The organism is Falsirhodobacter sp. 1013 (assembly GCF_051195255.1).
Taxonomy (GTDB): domain Bacteria; phylum Pseudomonadota; class Alphaproteobacteria; order Rhodobacterales; family Rhodobacteraceae; genus Falsirhodobacter.
The window spans coordinates 57,387-83,676 of sequence record NZ_JBNJLK010000009.1 but is presented as its reverse complement, the minus strand read 5'-3'; the positions used below and the strand labels follow the sequence as shown (position 1 = coordinate 83,676).

At 68.5% G+C, this 26,290-nt stretch carries 23 protein-coding genes; 9 read left to right on the top strand and 14 right to left on the bottom strand.

Features of this window, described 5'->3' with window-relative positions:
* Nucleotide 1: 1 nt before the first annotated feature.
* The gene (locus ACSHZY_RS13230) at nt 2-1,966 is read right to left on the bottom strand and encodes a bifunctional 2',3'-cyclic-nucleotide 2'-phosphodiesterase/3'-nucleotidase (RefSeq protein ID WP_435169844.1); all 1,965 of its coding nucleotides are present in this window, start codon (nt 1,964-1,966) and stop codon (nt 2-4) included.
* A 130-nt stretch (nt 1,967-2,096) separates the two neighbouring features.
* Here ACSHZY_RS13230 and ACSHZY_RS13225 point away from each other — a divergent pair, with 130 nt between their 5' ends.
* The 4 genes from ACSHZY_RS13225 (at nt 2,097) to ACSHZY_RS13210 (ending at nt 6,615) form a co-directional block, all read left to right on the top strand.
* Nucleotides 2,097-2,768 (top strand): response regulator, encoded by a 672-nt coding sequence (locus ACSHZY_RS13225; RefSeq protein WP_435169842.1) that lies wholly within the window; start codon nt 2,097-2,099, stop codon nt 2,766-2,768.
* Entirely contained in the window at nt 2,761-4,182 is a 1,422-nt protein-coding gene (locus ACSHZY_RS13220; protein ID WP_435169841.1) for a sensor histidine kinase, read from the top strand. Before ACSHZY_RS13225 ends, ACSHZY_RS13220 begins: the two co-directional genes overlap by 8 nt.
* A gap of 72 nt (nt 4,183-4,254) precedes the next feature.
* Nucleotides 4,255-5,229 carry a tripartite tricarboxylate transporter substrate-binding protein gene (locus ACSHZY_RS13215; protein WP_435169839.1) on the top strand — a complete coding sequence of 325 codons (975 nt, stop codon included), beginning with the start codon at nt 4,255-4,257 and terminating at the stop codon, nt 5,227-5,229.
* A 78-nt stretch (nt 5,230-5,307) separates the two neighbouring features.
* Nucleotides 5,308-6,615: a CitMHS family transporter gene (locus tag ACSHZY_RS13210; protein ID WP_435169837.1), complete on the top strand. Its 1,308-nt coding sequence runs from the start codon at nt 5,308-5,310 to the stop codon at nt 6,613-6,615.
* Here the strand turns inward: ACSHZY_RS13210 and ACSHZY_RS13205 are convergent.
* Nucleotides 6,590-7,534 carry a DMT family transporter gene (locus ACSHZY_RS13205; protein WP_435169835.1) on the bottom strand — a complete coding sequence of 315 codons (945 nt, stop codon included), beginning with the start codon at nt 7,532-7,534 and terminating at the stop codon, nt 6,590-6,592. The two genes, ACSHZY_RS13210 and ACSHZY_RS13205, sit on opposite strands and share 26 nt — an antisense overlap.
* Before the next feature lie 147 nt (nt 7,535-7,681).
* Between ACSHZY_RS13205 and ACSHZY_RS13200 the strand changes: the two genes are divergently transcribed.
* A complete protein-coding gene (locus ACSHZY_RS13200) occupies nt 7,682-10,630 on the top strand; it encodes a PAS domain S-box protein (protein WP_435169832.1) in 2,949 nt (982 codons plus the stop codon).
* On the opposite strand, the gene ACSHZY_RS13195 is transcribed toward ACSHZY_RS13200, so the two are convergent.
* The 5 genes from ACSHZY_RS13195 to ACSHZY_RS13175 are packed head-to-tail and all read right to left on the bottom strand — an operon-like array spanning nt 10,627 to nt 17,004.
* Nucleotides 10,627-12,255, bottom strand: a complete 1,629-nt coding sequence (locus ACSHZY_RS13195; protein WP_435169830.1) for a dipeptide ABC transporter ATP-binding protein — start codon at nt 12,253-12,255, stop codon at nt 10,627-10,629. The genes ACSHZY_RS13200 and ACSHZY_RS13195 overlap by 4 nt on opposite strands.
* Entirely contained in the window at nt 12,252-13,640 is a 1,389-nt protein-coding gene (locus ACSHZY_RS13190; RefSeq protein ID WP_435169829.1) for a M20 family metallopeptidase, read from the bottom strand. The genes ACSHZY_RS13195 and ACSHZY_RS13190 overlap by 4 nt, the downstream gene beginning before the upstream one ends.
* A 7-nt stretch (nt 13,641-13,647) precedes the next feature.
* On the bottom strand, nt 13,648-14,541 hold the full coding sequence (locus ACSHZY_RS13185; RefSeq protein ID WP_435169827.1) for an ABC transporter permease: 894 nt from the start codon (nt 14,539-14,541) through the stop codon (nt 13,648-13,650).
* Nucleotides 14,538-15,455: an ABC transporter permease gene (locus tag ACSHZY_RS13180; RefSeq protein ID WP_435169825.1), complete on the bottom strand. Its 918-nt coding sequence runs from the start codon at nt 15,453-15,455 to the stop codon at nt 14,538-14,540. Before ACSHZY_RS13180 ends, ACSHZY_RS13185 begins: the two co-directional genes overlap by 4 nt.
* Nucleotides 15,456-15,501: 46 nt before the next feature.
* Nucleotides 15,502-17,004, bottom strand: a complete 1,503-nt coding sequence (locus tag ACSHZY_RS13175; protein WP_435169824.1) for an ABC transporter substrate-binding protein — start codon at nt 17,002-17,004, stop codon at nt 15,502-15,504.
* Between the two features lie 215 nt (nt 17,005-17,219).
* On the opposite strand from ACSHZY_RS13175, the gene ACSHZY_RS13170 reads away from it, so the two are divergent.
* On the top strand, nt 17,220-17,837 hold the full coding sequence (locus ACSHZY_RS13170) for a GntR family transcriptional regulator (RefSeq protein ID WP_435169822.1): 618 nt from the start codon (nt 17,220-17,222) through the stop codon (nt 17,835-17,837).
* 33 nt (nt 17,838-17,870) lie between these two features.
* Here ACSHZY_RS13170 and ACSHZY_RS13165 read toward each other — a convergent pair whose 3' ends face one another.
* From ACSHZY_RS13165 to ACSHZY_RS13155, 3 genes are read right to left on the bottom strand one after another with little or no spacing between them, the layout of a single operon-like run.
* A complete protein-coding gene (locus ACSHZY_RS13165; protein ID WP_435169820.1) occupies nt 17,871-20,108 on the bottom strand; it encodes a xanthine dehydrogenase family protein molybdopterin-binding subunit in 2,238 nt (745 codons plus the stop codon).
* The gene (locus tag ACSHZY_RS13160) at nt 20,101-21,126 is read right to left on the bottom strand and encodes an FAD binding domain-containing protein (RefSeq protein ID WP_435169818.1); all 1,026 of its coding nucleotides are present in this window, start codon (nt 21,124-21,126) and stop codon (nt 20,101-20,103) included. Before ACSHZY_RS13160 ends, ACSHZY_RS13165 begins: the two co-directional genes overlap by 8 nt.
* Complete coding sequence (locus ACSHZY_RS13155; RefSeq protein WP_435169816.1) at nt 21,123-21,611, bottom strand: (2Fe-2S)-binding protein; 489 nt, start codon at nt 21,609-21,611, stop codon at nt 21,123-21,125. Before ACSHZY_RS13155 ends, ACSHZY_RS13160 begins: the two co-directional genes overlap by 4 nt.
* A gap of 112 nt (nt 21,612-21,723) precedes the next feature.
* On the opposite strand from ACSHZY_RS13155, the gene ACSHZY_RS13150 reads away from it, so the two are divergent.
* Nucleotides 21,724-22,263, top strand: coding sequence for a TetR/AcrR family transcriptional regulator (locus ACSHZY_RS13150; protein ID WP_435169815.1), 540 nt, complete (start codon nt 21,724-21,726; stop codon nt 22,261-22,263).
* Here ACSHZY_RS13150 and ACSHZY_RS13145 read toward each other — a convergent pair.
* The 3 genes from ACSHZY_RS13145 to ACSHZY_RS13135 are packed head-to-tail and all read right to left on the bottom strand — an operon-like array spanning nt 22,260 to nt 24,489.
* The gene (locus ACSHZY_RS13145) at nt 22,260-23,519 is read right to left on the bottom strand and encodes a sensor histidine kinase (RefSeq protein WP_435169813.1); all 1,260 of its coding nucleotides are present in this window, start codon (nt 23,517-23,519) and stop codon (nt 22,260-22,262) included. The genes ACSHZY_RS13150 and ACSHZY_RS13145 overlap by 4 nt on opposite strands.
* The gene (locus ACSHZY_RS13140; protein WP_435169811.1) at nt 23,516-24,184 is read right to left on the bottom strand and encodes a response regulator; all 669 of its coding nucleotides are present in this window, start codon (nt 24,182-24,184) and stop codon (nt 23,516-23,518) included. Before ACSHZY_RS13140 ends, ACSHZY_RS13145 begins: the two co-directional genes overlap by 4 nt.
* Complete coding sequence (locus tag ACSHZY_RS13135) at nt 24,181-24,489, bottom strand: PepSY domain-containing protein (protein ID WP_435169809.1); 309 nt, start codon at nt 24,487-24,489, stop codon at nt 24,181-24,183. The genes ACSHZY_RS13140 and ACSHZY_RS13135 overlap by 4 nt, the downstream gene beginning before the upstream one ends.
* A gap of 110 nt (nt 24,490-24,599) precedes the next feature.
* On the opposite strand from ACSHZY_RS13135, the gene ACSHZY_RS13130 reads away from it, so the two are divergent.
* Nucleotides 24,600-25,238: a hypothetical protein gene (locus ACSHZY_RS13130; RefSeq protein WP_435169807.1), complete on the top strand. Its 639-nt coding sequence runs from the start codon at nt 24,600-24,602 to the stop codon at nt 25,236-25,238.
* 12 nt (nt 25,239-25,250) lie between these two features.
* Nucleotides 25,251-26,009 (top strand): YoaK family protein, encoded by a 759-nt coding sequence (locus ACSHZY_RS13125; protein WP_435169805.1) that lies wholly within the window; start codon nt 25,251-25,253, stop codon nt 26,007-26,009.
* A 3-nt stretch (nt 26,010-26,012) separates the two neighbouring features.
* On the opposite strand, the gene ACSHZY_RS13120 is transcribed toward ACSHZY_RS13125, so the two are convergent.
* Nucleotides 26,013-26,252, bottom strand: a complete 240-nt coding sequence (locus ACSHZY_RS13120) for a hypothetical protein (RefSeq protein WP_435169803.1) — start codon at nt 26,250-26,252, stop codon at nt 26,013-26,015.
* Between the last annotated feature and the right edge of the window lie 38 nt (nt 26,253-26,290).

The following is a 26,290-nucleotide window of genomic DNA, read 5'->3' as shown; positions in this document are numbered from 1 at the left end:
GTTACAGCGTGATGCGGAACGTCTCGAACCCGCCTTCGGCCGGGCCCACATGGTCCAGCGCCACACCACGGGCGCGCACCTCGTCCAGATAGGTCACGGCCTTGGGGCCGGTCTGGAACAGCACGGTCGCGCCGCCCGCCGGGGCAAAGGTCCAGTTCGCATCGGCCGAAGGGCTGATCGTTTCCTGATCCTGGATGAAGCGCACGACCACGTCGCGGTTCGCGTCCGGCGCCTGCAGGATCGTGGTGCGGCCATCGGCCCCCGCGAACGTCCCCCCGCCCGAGGCACGGTAGTTGTTGGTGGCCACCACGAATTCCTGTTCGGGCGTCACGGGCTGGCCGTTCCACGCCAGATCGACGATGCGGTGCGCGCCTTCGTCCGCCAGCGCCCCCTCCATGTCGAAGCGGGACGGCTGGGTCAGGTCGATGCGATAGGTCACCCCGTCGATCACGTCGAAGTTGTAGGAGCGGAAGTCGGGGTTCAGCAGCGGCTGGTCCGCTTGTCCCGCCTGCACCTGATGGAAGGCCCCGGCCGACCGTTCCAGCCAGTCCGTCAGTTGCGCGCCCGTGATCCGCACGGCGCACAGCGTGTTGGGATACAGATACAGGTCCGACACGTTCTTGATGGCGACCGGCCCCACCGGCACATCGGTGTAATAGTCCGGCCCGCCGCGCCCGCCCGCCTTGAAGGGGGCGGCGGCCGACAGGATCGGCAGCCCTTCATGCTCCGTCCCTTTCAGAAGCTGGGCGACGTACCAGCTTTGCGCCAGGCTGACGATCTGGACCGAGGGATCGTCCGCCACCAGCGCGAAATAGCTGTGAAGCGGCGCGTCCGTGCGGCCCACCTCGGCGCGGATGTAATCCAGCGTCGCCGCATGCGCCGCGGCCGTCGCCTCCACCGCGGGGGCGTAATCGCCGACCAGCGCCACGGTCTTGCCATCCTCGTCCCGCGTCGCGATCGGGTGCAGCGCGGATTCGCCTTCCGACACCGTCCAGCGGTCGCCGTCGCGGGTCAGCATCAGGTCCACCACGCCCAGATGCGATCCCCAGAAACCGGCCATGACGGCGGGCCCGCCGTGGATGCGGCCGGTGGCGGGGTCCATGCCCTCCCCCTCATACGCGTCCGAAGGCCAGGTGGAATGGGCGTGGCCGGTGATCAGCGCGTCGATCCCCGGCACGCGCGCCAGGTGATAGGCCGCGTTCTCCATCCCCGGCGCATAGGCGGCCGTATCGATGCCCGAATGGCACAGGGCGACGACCAGATCCGCGCCTTCGTTCCGCAGCACGGGGATCCAGGCCTTCGCGGCCTCCACGATGTCGCGGGTCTGGAACCGGCCTTCCAGATTCGCGCGGTCCCATTGCAGGATCTGCGGCGGCACGAAGCCGATGATGCCGATGCGGATCGGGTGGGTCTGCCCCTCGCCGTCCTTCAGTTCGCGGTCCAGAAGGACATAAGGTTTTGCCCAAAGGTCATCCTCCACCGGCGAAGCACCCAGCGACCGCGCGAAGTTCGCGCAGACGACGGGGAAGGTCGCGCCCGCGTTCACCCGTTCGAGGAAGGGGACGCCATAGTTGAACTCGTGGTTGCCCAGGGTGCCCGCGTCATAGCCGACGGCGTTCATGGCCGCGATCACCGGATGCACGTCGCCTTTGGCCATGCCGCCATGCGCGGCCCAGTCCCCCATCGGGTTGCCCTGAAGGTAATCGCCATTGTCCACGGTCAGGCTGTTCGCCGCCTCGGCCCGCAGGCCGTCCAGGATCGTGGCGGTGCGCGCAAGGCCCAGCGTGTCGGCGCCCTTGTCGGCGTAGTAGTCGTAGGGGCGGACGTTGCAGTGCAGGTCGGTGGTGGCCAGGATCCTCAGATGCGCCTGCCCGGCGGCGGCGCGCGCGGTGAAGGGGTGCAGCAGCGTGACGGCCCCCGCCGCCCCCGTCAGAAGCAGCGCGCGACGGCTGAGGATGGTGGGCATGGGGCAGGTCCTTCGTTCCAGATTCCTGACCGGACCCTATCGGCCCGAAGGGTATGCGGCAACCTTCGCCATCTTGCGCGCGGCGGGTCTTCGGACCAAGGTGCAGCCCGCTGCAAGAAGGGGACGAACCGTGCGCTGTCTGCTGGTGGAGGATGATGCCGATCTGGCCCTGTGGCTGGTGAAGTCGCTGGCCGGTCACGGGATCATCGTGGATTGGGAAGACAGCGGCCTCATGGCGGTGAAGCGGGGGCTGGCGGGGGATTACGACGTGCTGCTGCTGGATCTGGGCCTGCCGGATCTGGACGGCGCGCAGGTGCTGGCCCGCATCCGCGCGGCGGGCGGCACGCTGCCCGTTCTGGTGCTGACCGCGCGCGACGACCTGTCGGACCGCATCGCCCTTCTGCACGCGGGGGCCGACGATTTCCTGTCCAAGCCCTTTGCCGTGCGCGAGGTGGAGGCCCGGCTGGTCGCCCTTGTCCGCCGCAGCCAGGGCCGCGCCAACGGCGCCTTTTCCTGCGGCGCGCTGGCCTATGACCACGCGACCCGCCGCTTCACGCTGGCGGGCGATCCGTTGCACGTGACCCCGCGCGAACATGCCATCCTTCAGCTTCTGATCCAGCGGGTGGGGGAGCCGTTGTCGAAGACCCACATCCTCGACCGTCTTGTGGGGGAGGACGCCGATCTTCAGCCCGAAGCGATCGAGGTGCTGATCCACCGCCTGCGCCGCAAGCTGGAAGGCCACGACATGCGCATCGTCACCCTGCGCGGCCTTGGCTATTTCCTTGAGGCCGAGGATGCCTGACCGCCGCGTCCGGTCGCTGCGCGCCACGCTGGCGCTGTGGATGATCCCGGCCAGCCTGTGCGTGTTCGGATCGTCGATCTGGCTGACGCAGAACGCCATCGCGCGGCTGGCCGACAGCGCCTATGACCGGTCCCTGTCCGGCGCCCTGCGCGCGATCGAGGCGGACCTGTCCGTGCAAAGCGGCGGCCTTGGGATCGAGCTGCCTTATGCCCTGTTCGCGAACCTTCAGGCGGCGGCCACGGGCACCGTGTATTTCCGCGTCAGCACCGATGACGGGCTGGTGCAGATCGGCGACACGCGTTTGCCCGACCCGCCGTCCCCCACCCGCAAGGCGCAGTTCTTTGACGCGACCTTTCTGGGGCAAAGTCTGCGGGTGGGGGCGGTCCGCAAGCAGCTGGCCGTGCCGCTGTATGGCGCCGCCACCCCCCAGACCGTGCTGATCGAGGTGGCGGAAACTACCGCCTCGCGTGAGGCGTTTCTGGGGCGGATCGCGCGGCTGGCCTTCTGGCGCGACGCGACGGCGCTTCTGGCGGCGCTGGCGGTTCTGGTGGTGGGGGTGGGGATGGCGCTGCGCCCCCTTTTGCGCCTGCGCGACCGCTTCGACCGCCGCGCGCCGGGGGATCTGTCGCCGCTGGACGGATCGGCCCTGCCGGCCGAGGTGCGGCCCCTGATCGACAGCTTCAACGCCCTGATGGCGCGGCACGCCGATCAGGCGGCGGGGCAGAAGCGGTTCTTCGACGATGCCTCGCACCAGTTGCGCACGCCCTTGTCGGTGCTGCGGATGCAACTGGATTACGCGCTGACCACCCCTGATCCCGCCGAACGCCACGCCACGCTGGAAGCGATGCGCGCCGTGGTGGACCGCACGGCCCGCACCACCGGCCAGCTTCTGGCGCTGGCGCGAGTGGACAGCGGCGCGGTGCCCCTGACCGACGTGGACCTGTCGGCCGTCCTGCGCGAGGTGGCGTTCCTGCACCTGCCCGCCGCCCGCCGCAAGCGCATCGCGCTGGATCTGGACCTGCCCGACACCCCCGTGATCCTGCCCGCCGCCGAAACCCTTCTGTACGAGGCGGTGAGCAACCTTCTGGACAACGCGGTCCGCCTGTCCCCTGCGGGCGGCGAGGTCACGCTGCGGCTGGACCGCCGCGCCCGCCACGCCGCGATGACCGTGTCCGACCGCGGCCCCGGCATGACCGCCGACCGTCTGGCCCGAGTGGGCGAGCGGTTCCTGTCGGATGGCGAGGGCGGCGCGGGGATCGGCCTGTCGCTGGCCGTGGCGGTAGCGCGGATGCATGGCGGGACCTTCACCGCCGCGAACCGCGCCGGCGGCGGGCTGGAGGTGGCGCTGGTGCTTCCGCTGACATCGACCTTGTCAAAAAATCGTCTTGTCGGGGGAAATGAAAGCCAATTGTAAGGTGACGTCCGCTACACCTTCCCTTGAGGGCGGGGGTCACACCCCGGAGGGGAACGACAGGAGGGGCAGCTGGTGGCGACCCGACATTTCCTGCATGTCTGGCTTTGGTCGATCGTCATGGCGGTCTGGGCCAGCGTTGCGCATGCGGCACCGCCGCGCGCGGTGAACTGCATCGCCCCCGCGCAGCCGGGGGGCGGGTTCGACCTGACCTGCCGTCTTCTGTCGGACGCGCTGGCCGGGCACGACATTGCCGTGAACCGCCGCTTCATGCCGGGCGGGGTGGGGGCCGTGGCCTTCAACGCCATGATCAACCAGACCCCCGCCGATCCGGCCACTGTGGTCGCCTTCTCCGAAGGCTCGATCTACAACCTGTCGCTGGGTCACTATGGTGATCGCGGTCTGGACGACGTGCAATGGCTGGCCGCGCTGGCCGTGGATCATGGCGCGGTCGTCGTGCGCGCGGATGCGCCGTGGCGCGGCCTGCCGGACCTTCTGGCGGCGGTGAAGGCTGAACCGCAGCGCATGGCCCTTGGCGGCGGCGGGGTGATCGGCGGGCAGGACTGGATGCGCGCGGCCACCATGGCGCGGCTGGCCGGCATCGATCCCGACCGGATGCGCTTTGTCGCCTTCGAAGGCGGCGGCGGCTGCATGGAGGCGCTGGTCGCGGGCTTTGTCGCGGCCTGCCTGAACGACGCGGGCGACAGCCAGACCTCCATCGACGAAGGCCGCCCGCTGCGCATCCTGGCCGTGCATTCGGCCGAACGGCTGCCAGGCGCGCTGGCCGCCATCCCCACCGCGCGCGAACAGGGCATCCCGCTGGACTGGCCCGTTCTGCGCGGGGTCTACACCGGCCCGCAGGTTCCGCAAGCGGATGTGCTGGCCTGGCAGCGGCTGCTGGACGATGTCCTGCGCAGCCCCGCCTATCACGACCTGCTGGCGTCCCGTCATCTGGAACCCATGCCCCTGACCGGCCCAAGGCTGAGGGAGCGGTTGTCCCGCATGTCGCAGGACGCCCGCACCCGCGCCGTCCAGCTGGGCCTTCCCTGACATCCCGCCCCTTCCGCGCCCCGACCCCGAAAAGACCGAAGACATCGCCATGACCCCATGGCGGTGAAAGGAGATCTCGTGCTTACATTCCTTGCCTACGCCATGATCATCACCTTCATGGCCGCCATCATGACCGGACGTCTTTCGGCGTTGATGGGTCTTATCCTTGTTCCGATCCTGTTCGCCGCCATCGCGGGCTTCGGCCCCGAGATCCCCGATCTTGTCATGGACGGGCTGCGCAAGATCGCCCCCACGGCGGTGCTGCTGCTGTTCGCGATCCTGTATTTTGGCCTGATGATCGACGTGGGCCTGTTCGACCCGCTGGTGCGGTTCGTGGTGCGCAAGTGCCATGGCGACCCCCTGCGCGTGATCGTGGGCACCTGCGCGCTGTCGATGTGCATCTCGCTCGACGGGGACGGGTCGACCACGTATCTGCTGGTGGTAACGGCGATGATGCCCTTGCACCTGCGGCTTGGCATCAACCCGCTGATCCTTCCGGCCGTCACGGTGATGCCCAACGCCATCATCAACGTGGCGCCGTGGGGCGGGCCGACGGCGCGCGTGATGTCGGCGCTGCACGTGGATGTGGGGCAGGTCTTCGTGCCGATGATCCCGGCCATCGCGCTGGCCTGCGCGGGATCGCTGGCGATCGCGGCCTATTTCGGCCTGCAGGAACGCCGCCGCCTGGGCACCATCCGCTTCGACCATGTCAGCGACGCCGACCTGGAGGAGCAGATCAACGAGGCCACCCGCGCGGTCGTGCCCCGTTCGGCCCTGCTGAAGGGCTTCAACGCCGCGCTGACCGCCGCGATGATGGCACTGCTGGTGGCGGACGTGTTCCCGCTGGCGCTGGTGTTCATGGTGGGCTTCGCCATCGCCATGGTCGTGAACTTCCCCAACGTGGCGGACCAGCGCGAACGCATCGCCTCGCACGCAAGTTCGGTCCTGAACGTGGTGGCCGTGGTGTTCGGCGCGGGCGCCTTCACCGGCATCATGATGGGCACGGGCATGACCGACGCGCTGGCGCAAAGCGTGGTCGCGATGATCCCGGACGCGGCGGGGCAGTACATCCCGCTGATCACGGCCGTCCTGTCAGCACCGTTCACCTTCTTCCTGTCCAACGATGCGTTCTACTTCGGGGTGGTGCCGGTTCTGGCGCAGGCCGCCGCCGAATACGGCATCCCGGCCGAGGTGATCGCCCGCGCCTCCCTTGTGGGCCAGCCGGTGCACATGCTGTCGCCCTTGGTGCCTGCGGCCTTCGTGCTGGTGGGCCTCGCGAAGGTGGAGTTCGGGGATCACCAGCGCTTCACCATGAAATGGTCGATCCTGCTGGTGGGGCTGATGCTGCTGGGCGCGGTGATCACCGGCGCCGTGCCGATCGGCTGAACAAGGTGCCCGGCCGGCGGACCTGCCGGCCGGGCTCTCGGCGCAAAGGGGTGGGCATCGTCACGATCACAAGGCAACCCACCACCAGCGCCACGCCCAGCCACCCCAAGGGTGGCAGCCGTTCCCCCACGACGACCACCGCCAGAAGGGCGGCCACCACCGGCTCCAGCAGCGTCAGCGTCGTGGCCATGCTGGCCCGCACCCGCGCCAGCCCGTAGCCGAAGGCGACATAGCCCAGGAACATCGGCACCGCCGCCATGTAGACCCCCACCGCCGCGTTGGTCCATGAGGCCAAGAACGCCCCGCCCGTGACGGCCAGCACCGGCATCAACAGAAAGCCGCCCAGCCCGAAGGTGGCCCCCATCGCGACCGCCGACGGCACGCCCCGCAGCATCATTCCCCGCGCCGTCCAGGAATAGAGCGCGTAGGTCAGCCCGCCCAGCAGGCCAAGCGCCACGCCCAAGGGGACGGAGGGACCGCCCGTGCCGTCCCCTTCGGCGCCACAGATCAGGACCATGCCCGCCAGCCCCACCAGCGCGCCGGCCATCCAGCGTTTCGTCAGCGGCGCGCGGTCCAGCCGGTATTCCAGCAGCGCCGACAGCAGGGGCGCCGATCCGATCGTGACCACCGTCCCGATCGTCACCCCCGCCAGCCGCATGGAGGCGTAGAAGGCCAGCGGATACATCGCCACCGCCAGCGCCCCCGCAATCAGAAGACGGCGCTGGTCCCGCAGGGCGGATCGGTGGCGGCGGATTCCGCCCAAGGCCAGCACTGCCTGCGCGAGCCCGCCCAAGCCCATGGCCGCCGCCCCGACGGCGGCCGCGCCGACGCCGGGTGCGAAGGTGGCGGCGGTTCCGGTCGTGCCCCAGACAATGGCCGCGAAAAGGATGGCGGCGGTTCCGGCAAGGTGCGGCGTCATGGGGGTCTTTCGGATGCGGTCGGTTCGGGCCAATACATCGGCAATCCTCCCCGGCGGCAAGACGATCTTCCGCGGCTATGGCGTCGCGAGTGGTAGACCTTTCGGCGGATCGCACTAGTTTCGGCCTTTACGATTCCGATCCTTCCCATGACTGGACACGACGTGACGTCACCGACGGTGCGCGACCTTCTCGCGGCTTTCCCCTCCGACTCCCCCCTGGGTCCCGTCGGGTCTTGGCCGGTCGAATTGCGGGTCGTCATGGAAACGGTCGAAAAGGCCGCCGTCCAGATCGTGCTGTTCTGGGGGCCGGACTACGTGGCGCTGTACAACGACACCTATGCGCCCACGATCGGGGTGAAGCATCCGGCCGCCTTCGGGCGTCCGGCGCGGCTTTACTGGAGCGAACTCTGGGACGACCTGCGCCCCCTGCTGGACCGGGTCCGGCTGGAAGGGGAGGTGATCGCGGCCAAGGACCGGGCCTTCTACATCGAGCGGAAGGGCCATCCCGAAACGGTGACCTTCGACATCTCCTATTCTCCGGTTCCGGCGGCGGACGGAACGGTGGCCGGCGTGCTCTGCGTCGTCAACGAGACGACGACCGCCCGCGCCTACGAGCGTCGCCTGATCGAGGGGGAGCAGCGCTTCCGCAACATGGCCGACAACGCGCCCGTGATGATGTGGGTCGTGAACGAGACGGGGTATTGCACCTATCTGAACACGCGGTGGTACGAATTCACCGGCCAGACACCGGAAGCCGCGGAAGGCTTTGGCTGGCTGGAGGCGACCCATCCCGAGGATCGCGCGCGGTCGGAAGAGGTGTTCCTGACGGCGCTGCAGACCCGCACGCCTTTCCGCCTGGAATATCGCCTGCGCCGGCATGACGGGGTGTACCGCTGGGCCATCGACGCCGCCGAACCCCGTTTCGGCCCGGACGGCACCTTCATGGGCTATGTCGGTTCGGTCCTCGACATCGACGAACGGCACGAGATGGAGCAGGCGCTGGACAGCAGCCGCCGCGACCTGTCGGCCATCGCCCATTCCGTGGACCAGATGATCTGGACCACCCGCCCCGACGGGTATCACGACTTCTACAACGACCGTTGGTACGAATTCACCGGCCTGACCCCCGGCAGCACGGATGGCGACGGGTGGGCCGGCGTGTTCCACCCCGACGATCAGCCCCTGGCGTGGGAGCTGTGGCGCGCCGCGCTGACCACCGGCCAGCCGTACGAGATCGAGTATCGCCTGCGCCACCGGTCGGGCGAATACCGCTGGGTGATCGGGCGTGCCAAGCCCGCGCGGGACGCCGAAGGCCGCATCCTGCGCTGGTACGGCACCTGCACCGACATCCACGACATGAAGATGCAGGAACTGCGGCGCGGCGCGCTGCTGGAGTTGCAGGAGGTGACCCGCAACCTCGAGGACCCGCTGGACGTCAAGCACGAGGCGTCGCGCCTTCTGGGCCAGTTCCTGAACGTGAACCGCGTGGGCTACGGCAACGTGACCGAGGATGGCGATATGGTCATCGTCGAACGCGAATGGACGGCGGGGGCACTGCCCAGCCTGAACGGCGTGCGCCGGTTCCGCGACTATGGCGCGTTCCTTGACGATCTGCGGCAGGGGCGGACGGTGGTCTGCGCCGACATCGACACCGACGCCCGCATGACCAGCCACGCCCCGCGGCTGCGCGAGGTGGGGGCGCTGGCCCAGGTCATCGTGCCGATCCGCGAACAGGGGCGGCTGGTCGCCATCCTGTTCGTGCACGCAGCCGCACCGCGCGACTGGCATCCCGCCGAAGTGGATTTCATGGGTGATTTCGCCGAACGCATCCGCCAGACCGTCGAACGGCGGCGGGCGGAGCGGGAGCTGCGCACCCTCGCCGCCTCGCTGGAGGAGCAGGTGATCGAGCGAACGGAGGCCCTGCGCCAGTCCGACGCCTTGTTGCGCCAAAGCCAGAAGATGGAAGCGATCGGCCAGCTGACGGGCGGCGTGGCGCATGACTTCAACAACAACCTGGCCGTCATCATCAGCGGCCTGAACCTGATCCAGCGCAAGCTGAACAGCGGCCGGACAGAGGATCTGGACATGCTGATGGCGGGGGCCATGGAAGGCGCGCAGCGCGCCGCCACCCTGACGCACCGGCTTCTGGCCTTCGCCCGCCGTCAGCCCCTGTCGCCCGAGGTGGTGGACTGCAACCGCATGATCGCCGGCATGAACGAGCTTTTGTCGCGCACGCTGGGCGAGGCGATCCGGGTGGAAACGGTGCTGGGCGCGGGTTTGTGGAAAACCTCCGCCGATCTGAGCCAGCTGGAAAACGCGATCCTGAACCTGGCCGTGAACGCGCGCGACGCCATGCCCGACGGCGGCCGCCTGACGATCGAGACCGCCAACGCCCATGTGGACGACGCATACGGCCGCCAGCACAACCTCGCGTCGGGCCAATACGTGCTTCTGGCCGTGTCCGACACGGGCGCGGGCATGACCGAGGATGTGCTGCAGCGCGCCTTCGACCCGTTCTTCACCACCAAGGGCGTCGGCAAGGGCACGGGACTGGGCCTCAGCCAGGTCTTCGGTTTCGTTCGTCAGACGAACGGCCACGTGAAGATCTATTCCGAACCGGGCGTGGGCACCGCCGTGAAGATCTACCTTCCCCGCTATTACGGCGAGGAGGAGCATCAGGCGCCCGCGCCCGTTTCGCTTGATCAGCCCGAGGGGCGGGGGGAGGGGATCCTGCTGGTGGAGGACGACGACCGCGTCCGCAGCTTCACCGAAAACGCCCTGCGCGATCTGGGCTACACCGTCACCGCCGCGTCCAGCGGACGCATGGCGCTGGAGATGCTGCGCGGCGGGCTGAAGGTGGACCTTCTGTTCACCGACATCATCATGCCGGAAATGACGGGCCGCAAGCTGGCCGACGCGGTGGCCGAGTTCCTGCCGCACCTGCCCGTGATCTACGCCACCGGCTACACCAGCAACGCGGTGGTGCATAACGGCATCCTCGATCCCGGGACGAACTTCCTGCAAAAGCCCTACATGCTGACGCAACTGGCGCAGAAGGTCCGGTCCGTGCTGGACCGGACCGGGCCGAAGGGCTAGTGGAGGGCGCCCGTAAGATCGGGCGCCTCCCAGCCCCGGCCGGGCATGGCCCCCAGAAGCTGGCGGGTGTAGGCGTCCTGCGGGTTGCCGAACACGTTGTCCACGGTGCCGCGTTCCACGATGCGGCCCTTGCTCATCACGATCAGGTTGTCGCAGATCTGGGCCGCGACGCGCAGGTCATGGGTGATGAACAGGATCGTCAGGCCCATGTCGCGCTTGATGTCGGCCAGAAGCTGAAGCACCTCCTTCTGCACGGACACGTCCAGCGCCGACACGGCTTCATCCGCGATCAGGATCTTCGGTTCCACCATCAGGGCGCGGGCGATGCAGATGCGCTGCCGCTGTCCGCCCGAAAACTGCGCGGGATAGCGGTGAAGGGCCTCCTCCTCCAGCCGGACGATCTTCATCAGCCGTTTCGCCCGTTCCCATGCCACCGCGCGCGACACGCCGAAGTTCATGGGCGCGCCGATCAGCTGTTCCCCGATCGTCCGGCGGGGGTTGAGCGAGCCGTAGGGGTCCTGGAAGACGATCTGGATGTCCTTGCGGGCCGCCCGCAGGCTTTCGCGCGACCCTTCGGCAAAGTTGCGGTTGCCGATCCAGATCGCGCCGTTGTCCGGATCCTGCAACCGGATCAGGCAGCGCACCAGCGTCGTCTTGCCCGACCCGCTTTCGCCCACGATTCCCAGCGTTTCCCCCTTGCGGACGGTGAAGTCGGCCGGGTGCAGGGCGTGAACGGTGCGGGGCTTCTTCATCAGCGTGCCCGGCACGTGATAGGTCTTTTCCAGCCCCTGGACCCGCAGGGCCACCTCCTCGTCCAGAACGGGGGCGGCGCCGTCGCGCTTGCGCGGAACGGCGGCGATCAGCTGGCGGGTATAGGGGTGCTGCGGGCGGTTCAGGACCTCCTCGACCGGGCCCTGTTCCACCACGACGCCCTTCTGCATCACCACCACGCGGTCCGCGATTTCGGCCACCACGTCGAAATCATGGGTGACGAACAGGATGCCCGCGTTGTGCGTGGTCTTCAGCGTCTTGAACATCGACAGGATCTGCGCCTGCGTCGTCACGTCCAGCGCGGTGGTGGGCTCGTCCGCGATCAGCAGCGTCGGGTCCATGGCCAGCGCGATGGCGATGACGATGCGCTGCCGCTGCCCGCCCGACAGCTGATGCGGGAAGCTGGAATACACGCGGGGCGGATCGGGCAGGCGCACCTCCTCCAGCAGGGCCATGGTGCGGGCCTTGCGTTCGGCTTTGGACAGGCGGGTATGGGCCTTGAAGATCTCCTCGATCTGGTCGCCGACGGTGAAGCAGGGGTTCAGCGCCGTCATGGGTTCCTGGAACACCATCGCGATCCGCTTGCCGCGCAGGGCGCCATGCGCGCGGCGCGACATCTTCAGCAGGTCCTTGCCTTCGAACAGCATCTGCCCGGCCGAAGGTTTCAAGGCCTTCGGCAGCAGCCCCATGGCGGTGAAGGCCGTGACGGACTTGCCGGACCCGCTTTCGCCCACCACGCACACGATCTCGTTCGGGTGGATGTCGAAGGACAGGTCCTGCACCGCGTGCGCGCGGTCGCCGCTTCTGGGCAGGTCCACCGTCAGGCCGCGGACGGAAAGGACGGGTCCGGTCATGGCTGCAACTTCCCTTCACCGATGTCCCAGAACAGGCCGGCCATCATCTCCGTCGCTTCCTTGGCGACGCTGACCATCATGTGTTCGTCCGGCGCGTGCTGGGAACAGGAGGGGTGGGAATGCGGGATCCACACCGTCGGCAGGCCCAGCGTTTCGGCAAACACCTCGTTCGGAAGCGATCCGCCGAAGTTGGGTTGCACCGCCGGCTCCTTCCCGGTGGTTTCGGTGATGGACTGCACGGCCAGACGGGTCCAGGCGTTGTCGGGATCGGTGCGGGTGGCGCTGAAGAAGCCGCGGTCCATCGGCTCGATCCGGATGTCGGGGAAACCGTGGGCGTCCAGATGTTCGCGCAGGGCGGGCAGGATGCGGTCGCGGTTCACGCCGACGACATAGCGCAGCTGGCAGGTGGCCTTGGCATGGCCGGGGATGGCGTTCACCGGCGCTTCGGGGCGGCCGCACTTGTAGGCCAGAACCTCGAAATTGCACCAGCCATAGACCTGTTCGGCGCCTTTCAGGTCCGGCTCCCCCCAGCTGTCGTCGATCTGCGGGTCGTCGGGCCCGAACTCCATCTCGATCTTTTTCAGGGCGGCGTGGACGTTGGCGGGGATGGTGCCCGGCGTCCATTCGCGGATGGCGATGCGGCCCCTGGCGTCGGTGATGGTGGCCAGCGCATGGGCCAGCCGGATGCCGGCATTGGGCAGCAGCCCGCCCCAGTTGCCCGAATGGTGCGCGCCTTCGCGCAGGTCGCAGATCAGGTGGAAGCCGTGCCCGCCCCGCGCGCCCAGGAACACCGTCGGCATATGCGTCGACACCCGAGGCCCGTCGGACGCGATGAGCACGTCGGCCGCCAGCAGGTCCTTGTGATCCTCCGCCATCTCGGCAAGGCCGGGGGACCCGGACTCCTCCCCCATCTCGATCAGGACCTTGGTGTTGAAGCCAAGGCGCCCGCGTTCGGCCAGCACGATCCGCAGCGCGGCGAGGTTGATCGTGTGCTGGCCCTTGTTGTCCACCGTGCCGCGGCCATAGATCCGGTCGCCCGCAAGCGTGGCCTGCCAAGGGGAGCGGTTTTCCTTCCAGTCGCCCGCCATGCCCCACAGCACGTCGCCATGGCCATAGGTCAGGATGGTGGGCAGGGACGGATCCTCGATCCGTTCGGCGAACAGCGCCGGGATGCGGTCCAGCTTCGTGTTGGGAAGGATGCGGCAGGAAAAGCCCATGCCTTCCAGCATCGGCACCATCTGTTCGTTCAGATAGCGCAGGTGGTCGGGGCCGCTGTCGTCGCGCGGGGATTCCGACGGGATGGCCAGGCGGGCCTGAAGTTCGGACAGGAAGGTGCCGTCGGTGACGTAGCGGCCGGCGGCGGTGACAACGGTCTGGCGGGTCATGGTGTCCTCAATTCCGGTTTTCGGGGGCAAGGGCGTCGCGCAGGCCATCGCCCATCATGTTGATCGCCAGCACCAGCACACAGATCGCGGCGCCGGGGATCAGGATCAGCCAGCTGTCGAACAGCAGGTATTGCCGCCCTTCGGCCACCATCAGGCCCCAGGACGGGGTGGGCGGCTGCACGCCAAGGCCAAGGAAGGACAGGGACGCTTCCAGCAGGATCGCGTGCGCCATCTCGAACGTGGCGATGACGGCGAGGCGGTCGAAGATGTTGGGCAGCAGTTCCCGGAACAGCAGCTTCGGCGTGGAATAGCCCATGGACTGCGCCGCCTGGATGTATTCCTGGTTGCGGATCTGCATCACCGCCGACCGCATGACGACGGCGAAGCGGTCCCACAGCAGAAGGCCCAGCACCAGCACCACGACGATCAGCGACCCGCCGAAGATCGCGACCACGGCCAGCGCCACCATGATCACCGGCAGCGTCAGCCGCGTCATGATCAGGAAGTTGATGACCAGATCGACCCTGCCGCCGAAATATCCCGCCAGCACCCCCATCACCGTGCCGATGATGCCCGAACAGATGACGGTGAAGATCCCGATCAGAAGCGAGATGCGGGCCCCGTAGATGATCCGGCTGAGGTAGTCGCGGCCAAGGCCGTCGGTGCCCAAGGGATGGGCCCAGTCCGCCCCCTTCAGCCAGAAGGGCGACACGGTGCGGTGCAGCATGTCCTGCTTCAGCGGATCGTAGGGGGCGATCCACGGCGCGAAGACCGCCATCAGGAAGATCAGCCCCAGCAGGACCGAGCCGAAGAGGAAGACGCGGTTCGCCATCGCGCGGGCCACGAGGCCCTTGCGGCGCGGCGTGCCGGCGGCGGGAAGGGTCAGTTCGGGGCTGGTCATTGGATGCGGATCCTCGGGTCGAGCCAGGCGTTGATGAAGTCCGCCAGCAGGACCATGACGACATAGAAGATGGCGACGATCAGCAGCACCGCCTGCACCACCGGCAGGTCCATGCGCGAGATCGATTCCCAAGCGAGGAAGCCGAGGCCCTGGATGCCGAACACCGTCTCGATCACCACGGACCCGCCCAGCATGTTGCCGAACTGCACGGCCGACAGCGACACGACCGGGATGACCGCGTTGCGCAGGGCGTGCTTGAACACGATCTTCCACGAGGAGATGCCCTTCGCCCGCGCCGTGCGGATGTAGTCCGAGGACATCGCCTCGATCATGCCCTGACGGATCAGGCGCATCATCGGCGGGGTGGAATAGTAGCCGAGCGCGATGGAGGGCAGCACGAAATGCCCCAGCGTGGCCGATCCCGAGGGCGGCGCGATCCCCAGCGTCAGCGAGAAGACGACGATCAGGATCAGCGCGAACCAGAAGTTCGGCATCGCCTGTCCCATCACCGCCACCAGCATCGCCGCCCGGTCGATCAGCGAGTTCGGCCACAAGGCCGCCGCCACCCCCAGCGGGATCGACAGCGCCAGCATCACCGCCAGCGACATCACGGCCAGCGTCAGCGTGTTGGGCAGGCGGTGGGCGATCAGTTCGGCCACCGGTTGGCGGAAGAACAGGGAATCGCCGAAATCGCCCTGCACGGCCTGCCCCAGCCATTCGGCATAGCGCACGGGCAGGGGACGGTTCAGGCCCAGATCCTCGCGGATGGCGTCGATCTGGGCTTCGGTCGCCTCTTCGCCCGCGACGGCGATGGCGACGTCGCCCGAAGCGTTCAGAAGCGTGAAGGCAAGAAGCGAGACGGCCACGCAGACAAGCGCCGCAAGACCGATCCGCTGCATCAGATATCGCAGCATGTGTCACCGATGGTTGGCCCGCGCGGTGCACGCACGGGCGCGGGGGTCACTCGTTCCAGGTGGCTTCGAAGAAGCGCGGCGTTTCGTCCGGCACGGGCGTGAAGTTCAGCTCGGCGTTGTAGACGTAGTTCAGCGCATAGGTGAAGATCGGCACCTGATACGCCTGGTCCGAGATGCGGGCGAGGGCCTTGGCATAAGCCGCCTTGCGCGCCTCGGGGTCGATGACGCTGTTGCCCTGTTCCAGAAGGGCCGTCGTCTCGGCGTCGCGGGCATAGTCCACGGCCGATCCGTCATACCAGTAGCCCGGCCCCGCGCTGACATCGAGGATCGAGGACGATCCCCACGCCTGGAACCACATCGGCGTCTTGCCTTCGGACCGCGCCTGCGCGATGGCCGAGGCCTGAAGCATGGTCAGGTTCGCGTCGATGCCCACGGCGGCCAGATCGCCGATGATCGCCTCCACGATGGGACGGTCGCGATAGCCGAAGAAGTCGATGGCGAAACCGTCGGGATATCCGGCCTCGGCCAGCATGGCCTTGGCCTTTTCGGGGTCGTAGTCATAGGTCGTCACGCCGTCGGCGATGCAGCCGAACTGGGCGGGGGCGCAGGCGGCGTTGATCGTTTCCGACCCGGGGCCGACCAGCGCCTCGCGGATGCCGTCGCGATTGATCGCGTGGTTGATGGCCCGGCGCACGTCCACGTTCTTCAGGGGCGTGTCCCCGGTGCGGCCTGCCGCGTCCATGTTCAGCGAGGCGACGCGCAGCGTGGCACCGGATTCGACCTTCAGCTGGTCCTGCCCTTCGAACTGCTGCACGGCGTCCGGCGGGACGCGCCAGATCCAGTCGAGGTTGCCGGTCATCAGCTCGATCGCCTGGGTGTTGAATTCGGCGATGCGGCGGAATTCCAGTGTCTGGATGGAGGGCTTGCCCTTCACGCCGCCGAAGTAGTCCGGGAACGCCTCCATCTTGACGCTTTCGCCGGGGACGATGTCCGTCACCCTGTAGGGGCCGGTGCCGATGGGTTTGCGCGACATGCCATCCGGACCGGCCTCGGCGTAATAGTCGGACGGATACATCGGCACGACGTTGGCGAGGTATTCAAGGACCGCCGGGAAGATGCCCTTCGTCTTCAGGCGGACCGTGTAGTCGTCGATCTTCTCCGCCCCCTCCAGGAAGAAGATGGGCTGGACGGTGGTGTGGGTCGTCACGTAGTCGATGGTGCCCACCACGTCATCGGCCGTGAAGTCGCTGCCGTCGTGAAACTTGACGCCGTGGCGCAGCTTGAATTCCAGCGTGGTGTCGTCGATCCACTCGAACGACTCTGCCAGGTGGGGTTCGATCTGGTTGGTGTCGTTGTTGCGATAGATCAGGGTGTCCCAGATGTGGTGGCCCAGCACGATCCCTTCGCGGATGGTGTGGGTGTAGAAGTCGATGCTGGACGGCATGCTGTCGGACGCCCACACGAGGGAGTTGTCCGCCGGCCCGGCGGTTGCCGGGGTTTGCATCAGCCCGGCCACAAGGGCCGTCGTAAGCGCGAGCGTTCGTTTCATGGGCATCCCTGTCGGTGTTCTTGCTTATGATTTGATCGCCGCTGCAACGGCGCCTGAGTTGAGCGTAATTTTGTATACATAATCCTGTAAAGCCCCCAGCGTGGGGGAAAGGACGATCTTGCCTTCGGAAAGGCGACTGGCGACAAAATGGGCAGGGGCCGCAGCGTTTGACGAAAATAGAGCCGATACAAAGAAGAAGCCTGCCGAACGAGCTGGTGCAGCGCCTGAAGGGCCTGATCGCCGAAGGCGCCCTGCCGCCGGGGGCGAAGCTGGTGGAAAAGGAGTTGTGCGACAGTTTCGGCGTGTCGCGCACCCCGCTGCGCGAAGCGATCCGCGCGCTGGCCGCCGAAGGTGTGGTCGTGGTGACCCCCAATCGCGGCGCGGCCGTGGCCACGGTGACCGAGGATCAGATCCTCGAATCCTTTCTGGTCATGGGCGCGCTGGAAGGGCTGGCGGGGGAACTTGCGGCGCCCCGCATCACCCCGGTGCAGCTGGACGCGCTGCGGCAGGCGCATGCGGCGATGCTCGATCATCGGCGGGCGGGGGATCTGGACGGCTATTACGCGCAGAACCGCGCGATCCATGACGCGATCTTCGACGCCGCCGGCAACAGCACGCTGAGCGAGACGCGCCAGATCATCCACCGCCGCATCGTCAACCTGCGCTTCATCGCGCGCATCGGCGACGATGAATGGGCCACCGCGATCGCGGAGCATGAGGAGATGCTGCTGGCGCTGGAGGCGCGGGACGGCCCCGCCCTGGGCGCGGTGCTGCGCCGGCATCTGGAATCGAAGCGCCGGCAGGTGGCGCGCTGGCTGGCGCGGCAGGGTTAGGGCGTCCGGCGGGAATGCCGCCGGACGGATGCGTCAGATCAGGGTTTCGGGATGGATGGGGAAGCGGCGCGGCCGCACCCCCGTCGCGTGCCACACCGCGTTGGCGATGGCGCCCACCGTGCCGGTCACGCCCAGCTCCCCCACGCCCTTGATGCCAAGGGTGTTCACGAAGGGATCATCCTCGTGCACGGTCAGCGCCTCGATCATCGGGATGTCGGCGTTGACGGGGATGTGGTAGCCCGCCAGATCGTTGTTGGTGAAGCGGCCGGTGCGGGCGTCGTGGATCGCTTCCTCGTGCAGGGCGAAGCCCACGCCCCAGATCATGCCGCCCAGAAGCTGGCTGCGCGCCAGTTGCGGGTTCACGATGCGGCCCGCGGCAAAGGCGCCGACCAGCCGGCTGACCCGGATCTGGCCAAGGTCGGGATCGACCAGCACCTCGGCGAACACCCCCCCGTGAGAGAACATGGCCCGCTGCGCGTCGCCTTCGCGCGCGCCCTTGCCTTCGCCGCGCACGAGGTCCAGCCCCGCGCGGGCGAGGATGTCCTCGTAGGCCTCGCTCCGGCTGTCGTCGTCGTTGCGGTACAGCCGCCCGCCCCGCGCCGTGACGCCCGCGTTCCCCGACCCGAAAAGGGGGGAGGCCGGATCGTTCGTCGCAAGGTCCGCCAACTGCCGCACGGTGTCGGCGCCCGCGTTGAACAGGGCGGTGCCGGCGGTGGCGGTGTGGCCCGACCCCCCCGCGACGCCCGCATCCGGCAGGTCCGAGTGGCCGGACCGGAACTCCAGCCGGTCGACATCGATGCCAAGGCCATCGGCGGCGATCTGCGCCAGCGCCGTCCACGCCCCCTGACCCATATCGGCGGCCGAGGTTTCGACGACCGCGCTGCCATCGGCGCGCAGGGTCGCGTGGGCAGCGGCCTGGAACATCGGGCAGGGGAACTGCGCGGTGCCCATGCCCCAGCCCTTCAGCAACCGGCCCTGCCGCATCGTCCGGGGTTCCAGCGGGCGGTCGTTCCAGCCGAACAGGTCGGCCGCCTGCGCATAGCATTCGCGCAAGGCTTTGGACGAAAACGCCATGCCGGTGGACGGATCGGTTTCGGCATAGTTCCGCAGGCGGAAGGCCAGCGGGTCCATGCCAAGGGCATAGGCGGCCTCGTCCACCGCCACCTCCAGCGCCGCCGAACCGGGGGCTTCGCCGGGGGCGCGCATCGGGCCGGGGGTGCCGGTGTCGGTGCGCACGGCGCTGTGCGTGGTCCGCATCGCGGCGGTGGCATACACGCTGTGCGACGCGTTGGACGCGCTTTCGATGAAGTCGTCGAACGAGGAGGCGACGGCCAGCGTGTGATGGTCCAGCGCCGCGATGTGGCCGTGTTCGTCCAGATCCAGCCGCAGCGTCTGGCGCGTCGCGGGGCGGTGGCCGACGGGGCCGAACATCTGGTCGCGCCGCAGGGCCAGCTTCACGGGCCGGTCCAGATCCTTCGCCACGATCACGGCCAGAAGCTGCGCGCCGAACAGGATCGCCTTGGACCCGAAGCCGCCACCCAGGAAGGGGCTGCGGATCAGGATCTGCGAAGGCTCGATCCCCAGATAGGTGGCGAAGCTTTGCTTGGCGAGGCCGATGGCCTGGTTCGGGGTGTCGATCTCCAGCCGGTCGCCGAACCATTGCGCCACGATGGCGTGGGGTTCCAGCGCGTTGTGATACTGGGCCGCGGTTTCGACGACCGTTTCCAGATGGCGCGCGGCGCCGGCACGGGCGGCGTCCATGTCGCCCGCCTCCAGCGAAGGGGGGCGGCCGATGCTGACGGTTTCAGGCGAATAGGGGTTGTTGCCGTCCAGCCCGATGCGCGGGGCCTCGGCCTCGTATCGGGGGTTCAGAAGACGGGCGCCTTCGGTGGCGGCTTCCAGCGTTTCGGCGACGACGACCGCGATGGGCTGGCCGGCATAGCGGACGGTGTCGTCCTGCAACGCCTCGGTCCGCCAGGCGAAACCGTGGATCTTCGTGTCGGGATGCACGGCCAAGGGCGGCCGGTTGGCGGGGGTGTAGACCTTGACCACGCCCGGATGGGCCATGGCCGCCCCCGTATCCAGATGCGCGACCCGTCCGCGCGCGATGCCGGCGGTGGCAGTTACGGCGTGCAGCATCCCGGCGGGGCGGTTGTCGGCCGCATAGGGCGCCTGCCCCGTGACCTTCAACAGCCCGTCGCGCCGCGTCATGGACTGCCCGGCATTGGACCCAAGGCGCACGTGGCGCTGGATGTTCATCACGTCAGCCATGGACATCTCCTTCAAAGACAGAGGCGGGGAGGGCGGGCATCCGGTCGGGCGTTCCCGCGGCGGCAAGCGACAGGGCGCGCACGGCGATGCGGCGTGCCAGCACGATCTTGGCCGCGTTGTCGCCCGACGGCGCGGCGGCTTCCAGCGCCTGTTCGGCGGCGCGGGCAAAGGCGTCTTCGGTCGGGGGCTGGCCCAGAAGGGCGGCCTCCGCATCAAGGCAGCGCCAGGGGCGGGCGGCGACGCCGCCAAGGGCAAGGCGGGCGTTCACGATCCGGCCCTGCGCCACCTCCACCCCCGCCGCGGCGGATACGATGGCAAAGGCGAAGGAGGTGCGCTCGCGCAGCTTCACATAGCGGGCATGGCGGGCCATGCCGCCGGGGTCGGGCAGGCGGATATGGGTGATAATCTCGCCCGCCGCCAGCGCGGGGGCGACGCCGTTCGCGTCGGGCAGGGGGTGGAAGGTGGCCATGGGCACCTCCCGCGTGCCGGACGGGCCCGCGATCTCCACAACCGCATCGAAGGCGGCGAGGGCCACGCAGAGGTCCGACGGATGGGTGGCGATGCAGCCCGTGGTCCAGCCGAGGATGGCGTGGTTGCGGGTTTCGCCGCCGATGGCCGAACAGCCCGTGCCCGGTTCGCGCCGGTTGCAGGGCGACAGCGGGTCCATGAAATACGGGCAGCGCGTGGATTGCATGACGTTGCCGCCCGTGCTGGCCGCGTTGCGCAACTGGGCCGACGCACCGGACAAAAGCGCCTCGGCCACCGCCGGAAAGCGGGCCAGCACCTGCGGATGACGGGCGAGGTCGGCGTTGCGGACCATCGCGCCGATGCGCAGGCCGCCGCCCTCATGCTCCTCGATCCGGGTCAGGGGCAGGCGCGTCACGTCCACCAGCCGCGAGGGGGTGGCGACGCCGATCTTCATCAGGTCCAGAAGGTTCGTGCCGCCCGCCAGAAGAGCCCCTTCGGCCCCTACGGCAGCGCCCAGCGTGTCGGCGCGGGTGTAGTCGAACAGGTTCATGCCGCGTCCTCCCGCGTCATCGTCCGGGTCGCGTCCAGCACCGCCTCGGTGATGCCGGCATAGGCGGCGCAGCGGCACAGGTTGCCGCTCATCCCCTCGCGCACGCGCTCGGGATCAAGGCCGGCCTCGGCCTCGGCGATCAGGGCCACGGCGGACATGATCTGGCCGGGGGTGCAATAGCCGCACTGGAAGCCATCATGGCGCAGGAAGGCGTCCTGCACGGGGTGCAGGCGATCGCCTTCGGCCAGCCCCTCGATCGTGGTGATGTCGGCCCCGTCATGGGACAGCGCCAGCGCAAGGCAGGAATTCATGCGCCGCCCGTCGATTAGCACGGTGCAGGCGCCGCACTGGCCACGGTCGCAGCCCTTCTTGGTGCCGGTCAGGCCAAGGCGTTCGCGCAGGACGTCCAGAAGCGTCGCGCGGGGATCGTCGAGGGCGATCGCCTGCGCGGTTCCGTTGATGGTCAGGTTCAGGGTCTGTGTCATCTTTCCCTCTTTGGCAGTAAGCTGGTGGGGAATCCGGCCAAACGCCGGCCGTGGACGAATCTATACGGAGGGTGCCTCCGTTTTGCAAGCGTGAAGGGGCGCAACCCGGGACATGGGCGACGAGACGCCAAAGGCAAGGAAACCGCGCGCCGATCAGGTCCGCAACCGCGACCGCCTTCTGGCCGCCGCGCGGGAGGTGTTCCGCGCCGACGGTGCCAGCCTCGAGGCCGTGGCGCGGCGGGCGGAGGTGGGGATCGGCACGCTCTATCGCCACTTCCCCACGCGCGAGGCGCTGTTCCAGGCCGTCTATGCCCGCGAGGTGGAGGCGCTGGAAACGCTGGCGCGAAAGGATGACCTGGCCGCGTGGATGCGCGCGGCGCTGGAGATGATGGCCACCAAGAAGGGCATGGTCACCGCGCTGGCGCCCGTGCTGGACAAGGACGCGCCCTTCTTCACCGAGCAGTCGGCACGGATGATGACGGCGGTGGCGGGCTTGCGCGACCGGGCGGTGGCGGCGGGGCAGGTGCGGGACGACGTGTCGGCCGATGACCTGATGCGCGTGCTGCTGGGCCTCAGCTATGGGCCGGGGGCGGATGCGTCGCGGGCGGGGCTGCTGCTGGACGTGTTCTTGGACGGTCTGCGGCCGCGCTAGGCCAGCGGCAAAAGCAGCGTGGCCTTCAGCCCGCCCTTTGGCGCGTTGGACAGGATCAGCCGCCCGTCGTAAAGGTGCACGAGGTCGGACACGATCGACAGGCCAAGGCCGCTGCCGTTCACGCCTTCGTCCAGCCGCGCCCCGCGGGCAAGGACCGTGTCCAGATGATCCTGCGCGATGCCCGGCCCGTCATCCTGCACCGTCAGCGCGAAACCGTCGCCCTGACGCTGGCCCGACACGCGGATCGATCCCGCCGCCCATTTCACCGCGTTTTCCAGGATGTTGCCCAGCATCTCCTCCAGATCCTCCCGCTCTCCGGCAAAGGAAAGGTCGGGAAAGGTGGTGGTCAGGGTCAGGCCGCGGTCGCCGATGTCGCGGCACAGCACGGCCAGAAGATCGTCCAGCACCGGGCGCACCGGCGTGACCTGGCCAAGGCTGCGCTTTTGCGCGGCGGTGCGCGCGCGCTTCAGGTGCCAGCGCAGGATGCGGTCCATGCGGGCGACCAGCTCCGGCTCCGCCCCCGCATTGGCGAGGGCGGCCAGCGGGGTCTTCAGCGCATGGGCGAGGTTGCCGACATGCGTCCGCGCCCGAAGGATGATCGAATGGTTCTCGGCGATCAGGTGGTTCAGATCCTCCACCAGCGGGCGAAGTTCGCGGGTGCGGGGCAGGGCAAGCTGTTCGGCGCGGCCCGCCCGCACCGCGTCCAGCCCGTGGCGCATCCGGTCCAGCGCGCGCAGTCCGATCGTGACGCTGAGGATGGAGGCCGCGACCAGAACCGCGCCAAGGATCGCCAGCGCGGCGGCGAGGGGGTGCAGGATACGCCGTTCCTCGGCCGTCATCACGGATTGGGGCAGGGCCACGGTCACGGTCAGGGGCGTGCCGGCGCCGGGGGCGGTGAAGGCGCGCTGCTGGCGGAACAGCGCCGCCCCGTCCGGCCCGAACAGCCGCCCGTCCGGCCCAAGATCCGAGGTCCAGAGCGAGCCGGACTTCGCCAGCACCTGCCGCCCGTCGCTGACCTGCCAGTACCAGCCGGACAACGGCTCCTCGAACCGGGTGTCGCCGGGGGGCGTGACCGACAGGGCGCCGCGCCATTCGGCCCGGGCCATCACCGCATCGGACACCGAATGCAGTTCCGCGCTGAACCGCCCTTCCATGAAATCCTGCAACAGGGCCGAGATGAAAAGCCAGGCCAGTGCCAGCGCCACCGCCGTCCACAGGGCCGAAAACGCCAGAAGGCGCCCGCGCAGCGAGCTCATGCCGGTTCCGTGGACAAAAGGCGGTAGCCTTCGCCGCGCAGGGTTTCCAGCCGCCCCGCCCCGATCTTGCGGCGCAGGCGGCCGATGACCACCTCCAGCGACTTGAAATCGCGGTCGGCGGCGGCGTCGTACATGTGTTCGGAAAGTTCCGTGCGGCTGACGACGCGCCCCCCGTGCAGGATCAGATAACGCAGAAGCCGCGTCTCGAACGGGGTCAGGCGCAGGGGCATCTCCTCCAGCGTGATGAGGCCGGTGTGGTTGTCCAGCTTCAGCGCGCCCGCCGCCACGATGTTGCTGGCGTGACCGGCGGCGCGGCGCAGCAGGGTCTGGGCGCGCATCACCACCTCCTCCATCCGGAAGGGCTTCAGGACGTAGTCGTCGGCCCCCGCGCGGAAGCCGCGCACCTTGTCGGCCCATTCGCCCCGCGCGGTCAGGATCAGCACGGGCAGCGTCAGGCCCTGCGCGCGCCAGCGGGTCAGAACCTCGATCCCGTCCATGCGCGGCAGGCCGAGATCGAGGATCGCGACATCATAGGTTTCCGTCGCCCCCAAATACTCTCCCTCGCGCCCGTCGGCGGCGCTGTCGGCCACGAACCCTGCATCCGTGAAGGCCTGCACGATCTGGCCGCGCAGGGTGGCGTCGTCTTCCACGATCAGGCACTTCACGGCAGGACCCTCGCCTCGGTCTGGCCGACGCCGTCCACCAGCACGAAGCCGCCCGTTTCCCCGTCCAGCCGGACGCGCAGCACGTTGCCCTGCGGGGTCAGCCAGCGGAATTCGTAGAAGGGGCGGTCCTCCTCCTCCACGATTTCGGCCGCGATCATGCGACCCTGGTAGCGGGCGGCGACGAGGTCCACCGCCTGCCCGATGGGGATCAGGGCGTCCAGCCTTGCGGGATCGGGATCGTCGGCCCGCACCGCAAGGGCGGACAGGGCCAGAAGCAGGGCGGGCAGGATCATGCGAATGTTCATGCCCCGCAGCATAGGGGGTTGAACCCAAATGAAAACCAAACGGATCATTGGCGGGGCGTTGGGCCTTTGGGGCGCAAAAGGGGGGCAGGACATATGAAAGGACGATTCGCATGAAGACGCTCGGAACCTCGCTGGCCGTGACGGCGCTGCTGCTTTCGGCCGGGGGCGCGTTGGCCCAGTCGGGCCCGGCCGACCTTCCCGAACCCTTGCGCGGCCTGACCCTGACCGACCTTCACGACCGCCGGAACAACGACGACGAACGCCGCATCAGCGCCCGCATGGCCGGCGGGGCGGAACTGCGCGTGGAATACAACCGCGACGGATCGTTGGAGGAGGTGGAAACCGACCATTCCGGCGCGATCCCCGCCGTTCTTTTGCAACGCATCCTGCCCGCCGCCCTGATCGGCGCGCAGGAATATGGCCAGATGGCCCGCGTGATCGAGGTGGAGTTCGACGAGGGCGAGATCCAGGTCGAAGGCCTGGCCGAGGATGGCGCCCAGATCGAACTGACCGCCGGAACCGACGGCCGCATCTTCGCCTACGAGCGGGAGATCGACCGCGACGCCCGCCGCGCCATGGCCGAAGCGCCGGCGCGGGAGGCCTTGGCAAAGCTCGGCTACACCAACCCCGAGGGCGGGGAGGAACGGGACGGGCTGCGCCTGTTCACCGCCACCAACCCTTACGGCGAACGCGTGTCGGTGCGGATCGACGGGCAGGGGCGCGTGACCCGCGAAGAAGCCGCACGCTGAAGGGGGTTTGTCATGCACGCACGCCAGACCCGCGCCTTTCGCGTCGCCCGCCTGGCCGCCGCGCCGAAGCGGACGCCGGAAACCGACCGCAGCCTTGGCATCCTGCTGGCGGGCATCGCCGGCAGCCTGAACGTCGGCGGCTTTCTTTTGTTGTCGCAATACACGTCCCACATGACGGGGCACCTGTCGAACATCGCGGGCAGCCTTGTCTTCACCAACCTCATGATGCTGCTGGACAGCCTGGCCGCGATCGGCGGCTTTGTGACGGGGGCGGCGGTGTCGGCGGCGATGATCGCCTGGGGCCAGACGCGCAGCGCGCGGCTGTGCTATGCGCTGCCGCTTGGGGTGCAGGGGGCGCTGCTGGCGGCACTGCCCCTGATGACCGCGCTGCCCGACCGGGCGGAGCATCGGATGGCCATCGTCATCGTCTGCTTCGTGATGGGCCTGCAGAACGCCACGATCACCCGCATTTCCGGCGCGCGCATCCGCACCAGCCACGCGACCGGCCTGATCACCGACATGGGGATCGAGATCGGGCGTTCGCTGTATCACGCGGCGAAGCCCCGCGCTGAGGTGCCCTATGACGGCGGCAAGCTGTGGCTGTATGTGCAGCTTGTGGCGGCCTTCATCGTCGGCGGCGTTCTGGGGGCCATCGGCCACGGGATGATCGGCTGGGCCTTTGCCATGCCGCCGGGCCTGATGCTCATCACCCTCGCGGTGTGGAGCCCGCGGCACCGCACGGCCTTTCGCGGCGGAAAGGCCGTGGCCTGACCGTCAGCGCCAGGTGGTTCCGTCGCCGGCCGCGCAGCCATAGGGCGGAACCACGTTGCCGAAGGTGGCGTGCAGCTTGTCGCAGCCCCACTGGTTCAGCCGGGCGGGAAGGCGGCTGTTGATCTCGATCCCCACCTCGTCATAGGGGGAGTCGGTGTTCGACACGTAGCTGTACCAGCGGAAGCCGAAAACGGCCGTCGCCGCGATCAGCACGACAATCACGATGGTCACGATCTTCGCCATGTGGCCTCCCCCCGCCTTGATGGTGACACGGGTAGACC

Bases quoted from the DNA above. Each gene is read 5' to 3' on its own strand.
- ACSHZY_RS13230 (WP_435169844.1), bottom strand. From the start codon at position 1,966: ATGCCCACCATCCTCAGCCGTCGCGCGCTGCTTCTGACGGGGGCGGCG.
- ACSHZY_RS13220 (WP_435169841.1), top strand. From the start codon at position 2,761: ATGCCTGACCGCCGCGTCCGGTCGCTGCGCGCCACGCTGGCGCTGTGG.
- ACSHZY_RS13205 (WP_435169835.1), bottom strand. From the start codon at position 7,534: ATGACGCCGCACCTTGCCGGAACCGCCGCCATCCTTTTCGCGGCCATT.
- ACSHZY_RS13200 (WP_435169832.1), top strand. From the start codon at position 7,682: ATGACTGGACACGACGTGACGTCACCGACGGTGCGCGACCTTCTCGCG.
- ACSHZY_RS13195 (WP_435169830.1), bottom strand. From the start codon at position 12,255: ATGACCGGACCCGTCCTTTCCGTCCGCGGCCTGACGGTGGACCTGCCC.
- ACSHZY_RS13190 (WP_435169829.1), bottom strand. From the start codon at position 13,640: ATGACCCGCCAGACCGTTGTCACCGCCGCCGGCCGCTACGTCACCGAC.
- ACSHZY_RS13185 (WP_435169827.1), bottom strand. From the start codon at position 14,541: ATGACCAGCCCCGAACTGACCCTTCCCGCCGCCGGCACGCCGCGCCGC.
- ACSHZY_RS13180 (WP_435169825.1), bottom strand. From the start codon at position 15,455: ATGCTGCGATATCTGATGCAGCGGATCGGTCTTGCGGCGCTTGTCTGC.
- ACSHZY_RS13175 (WP_435169824.1), bottom strand. From the start codon at position 17,004: ATGAAACGAACGCTCGCGCTTACGACGGCCCTTGTGGCCGGGCTGATG.
- ACSHZY_RS13165 (WP_435169820.1), bottom strand. From the start codon at position 20,108: ATGGCTGACGTGATGAACATCCAGCGCCACGTGCGCCTTGGGTCCAAT.
- ACSHZY_RS13160 (WP_435169818.1), bottom strand. From the start codon at position 21,126: ATGAACCTGTTCGACTACACCCGCGCCGACACGCTGGGCGCTGCCGTA.
- ACSHZY_RS13155 (WP_435169816.1), bottom strand. From the start codon at position 21,611: ATGACACAGACCCTGAACCTGACCATCAACGGAACCGCGCAGGCGATC.
- ACSHZY_RS13150 (WP_435169815.1), top strand. From the start codon at position 21,724: ATGGGCGACGAGACGCCAAAGGCAAGGAAACCGCGCGCCGATCAGGTC.
- ACSHZY_RS13145 (WP_435169813.1), bottom strand. From the start codon at position 23,519: ATGAGCTCGCTGCGCGGGCGCCTTCTGGCGTTTTCGGCCCTGTGGACG.
- ACSHZY_RS13135 (WP_435169809.1), bottom strand. From the start codon at position 24,489: ATGAACATTCGCATGATCCTGCCCGCCCTGCTTCTGGCCCTGTCCGCC.
- ACSHZY_RS13130 (WP_435169807.1), top strand. From the start codon at position 24,600: ATGAAGACGCTCGGAACCTCGCTGGCCGTGACGGCGCTGCTGCTTTCG.
- ACSHZY_RS13125 (WP_435169805.1), top strand. From the start codon at position 25,251: ATGCACGCACGCCAGACCCGCGCCTTTCGCGTCGCCCGCCTGGCCGCC.
- ACSHZY_RS13120 (WP_435169803.1), bottom strand. From the start codon at position 26,252: ATGGCGAAGATCGTGACCATCGTGATTGTCGTGCTGATCGCGGCGACG.